The organism is Saccharopolyspora terrae, assembly GCF_004348435.1.
Classification (GTDB): Bacteria; Actinomycetota; Actinomycetes; order Mycobacteriales; family Pseudonocardiaceae; genus Saccharopolyspora; species Saccharopolyspora endophytica.
In genome coordinates, this window is record NZ_SMKS01000134.1 from 1 (window position 1) to 2424 (window position 2424).

Sequence of the window (2424 nt, forward strand, 5' to 3'; positions counted from 1 at the left end):
GCGCCCCGCAGGCCCACCCGACCCAGCAGCCACCCTCCCAGGCCACGAAGCCGCAACCGACGCAGCAGGCCAACGCGATCTCGGCCGAGCTGGCGGAACTGCTCCGAACAGGTCCGTTCGAAGCCGCTCTGCGCACCGCGATCCGCTCCAGCCGCCTGAGCCTGGAGCGCATCCAGCACCGCCTGCGCGCCAGAGGCACGCCGGTCAGCATCACGGCGCTGAGCTACTGGCAGTCCGGCCGCCGCCGCCCCGAGCGCCCCGATTCGCTGCTCGCGCTGGCCCAGCTGGAGCAGGTCCTGGGCGTTCCGGAGAGCTCCCTGTCCGCGCTGCTCGGTCCGCCGCGCCCGCGCGGCCGCACCCGGCAGGCGTCCGCCGAGGCACCGCCGCTGAGCGCGCTGTGGTCGGAGCACGAGTCGGCCGCGGAGCTGCTCACCAAGATCGACACCAACCACGACAGCAAGCTGACCCGTCTGTCGCACCACGACGTGGTGCACGTCGATCAGCACGGTGACCTGCGCAAAATCCGCACCCGCAAGCTCGTTCGCGCGGAGACCAACAACGCCGACCGCTGGGTGATCATGTTCGACGGCGCGTCGTCGGTGGCCACGCCGCCGATCATCCGCCCGATCCGCTCGTGCCGGCTGGGCCAGGTGCTCACCGACCACGCGCGCGATCTGGTGGTCGCCGAGCTGCTGTTCGACCACGCGCTGGCGCGGGGCGAGACGCTGCTGCTCGAATACGAGATCATCGATCCGCCGACCGGTCCGAACGAGGCCGAGCACAGCTTCTGCCGCCTCTTCCGGCTGCCGGTTCGCCAGTACGTCGTGGAGTTGCAGTTCGATCCGGCGCACCCGCCGGCGGGCTGCGAGAGCTACGTCGGCGATTCGTCGATGCAGGAGGCCGAGCAGCCCAAGCCGCTCCAGGTGGATCGATTCGGGCGCGCGCACGCGGTCGCGCTGGACTTCGGCATGGGAGTCTTCGGCGTCCGCTGGCAGCCCGAGCAGCAGAGCCAGCTGCCGGAGGCGGAGTAACCCGGTCCAGCTACCTGGTTCACCCACCCCTCTGCACGCGCCGTAACGAAGACTCGAACAATTCAAGAAACCGCGAGAACTCCCGATCAGCGCGTCCTACCATTCGAGAAACAATGGCCGGGCGCGGTCGCATCACAAAAGAACTCCGGATTGCGGCTGCTTCCGACGAAAGCGCCGATCGTTTCCGAAATTGCCAGGAGGCCGAGCCGGCGCGGGCTCGGCCTCCTGCTCTTGGCCGGGGCGTGACCGTTCGGTGAACGTCCGCCAACTTGTCCATACAGGTGGCCGTCGTGGCTGGCAGGATGCCGGGCATGACTGCTCCTGCCCGCGCTCTCGGCGTCGCTCTCTCCGCCCGGTGGGAAGGCGTCGGCGAGCCGTTCACCCTCGTCGAGTCGCCCCTCCCGGACGACCTGGAGGCCGGCGAGGTCCTGGTCGAGATCGAACTGGCGACGGTCTGCGGGAGTGATCTGCACACGGCCACCGGCGGTCGCCCCGCCCCCTCGCCAGGCGTGCTCGGGCACGAGCAGGTCGGCCGCGTCATCGCGGTGGGCCCCGGCGAGGCGCCCCGCTGCCTGGATTCGACTCCGGTGACGCCCGGTCTCCGCGTGGTGTGGTCGGTGGCCGCCTCCTGCCTGCGCTGCGCGCGCTGCCTGGCGGGGATGCCGCAGAAGTGCCTGCACCTGCGCAAGTACGGGCACGAGGCGTGGGACGACGAGCGGCCGCTGCGCGGAGGTTTCGCCACGCACTGCCTGCTGATGCCGGGCACCGCGATCGCCGCGGTCGACGAGTCGCTGCCCGCGGAGGTCGCCGCGCCGGTGTCCTGCGCGACCGCGACGGTCGCCGCCGTCGTCGCCGCGGCGGGACCCATCGAGCCTGGAGCTCGGGCGCTGGTCAACGGAGCCGGGATGCTCGGGCTGACGGCGGTGGCGATGCTCTCGGCGGCCGGCGCCCACGTGGTGGCGGTCGACCCGCATCCGCTGCGCCGCGAGCAGGCGCTGGCCTTCGGGGCGTCGGAGGCGGAACCGGCCGGGAACCCGGTCGGCGAGGTGGACGTCGCGCTCGAGCTGTCCGGCGCCACCGGTGCGGTGCAGTCCTGCCTGGACTCCCTCGCGGTCGGCGGAGTCGCGGTGCTGGCCGGTTCGGTGTCGCCGGGACCGGCGGTCCAGTTGGATCCGGAGCGGCTGGTGCGCGGCCTGAACCGGATCGTCGGCGTGCACAACTACCACCCGCGCGACCTGCTCACGGCCGTCGACTTCATCACCGAGCACCACCGCACCCGCCCGTTCGGAGACCTGGTCGCGGGCCGCTACAGCCTCACCGAGCTCGACGCGGCCTTCGCAGCCGTCCGCCGAGCCGAAGCTCCCCGCCAGGCCATCGCCCCCTGACCCCGAGC

At 71.9% G+C, this 2424-nt stretch carries 2 protein-coding genes; both read left to right on the top strand.

Annotated features, from left to right (window positions below; all coding sequences use genetic code 11):
* The coding region (locus E1181_RS30990; RefSeq protein WP_235877180.1) for a hypothetical protein at window positions 1-1031 on the top strand (1031 nt) is incomplete at its 5' end.
* Between the two features lie 311 nt (window positions 1032-1342).
* Window positions 1343-2416 (top strand): zinc-binding dehydrogenase, encoded by a 1074-nt coding sequence (locus tag E1181_RS30995; RefSeq protein WP_207922401.1) that lies wholly within the window; start codon window positions 1343-1345, stop codon window positions 2414-2416.
* Window positions 2417-2424 lie beyond the last annotated feature (8 nt).

Coding starts and splice junctions, on each gene's coding strand:
- E1181_RS30995 (WP_207922401.1), top strand. CDS start 1,343: ATGACTGCTCCTGCCCGCGCTCTCGGCGTCGCTCTCTCCGCCCGGTGG.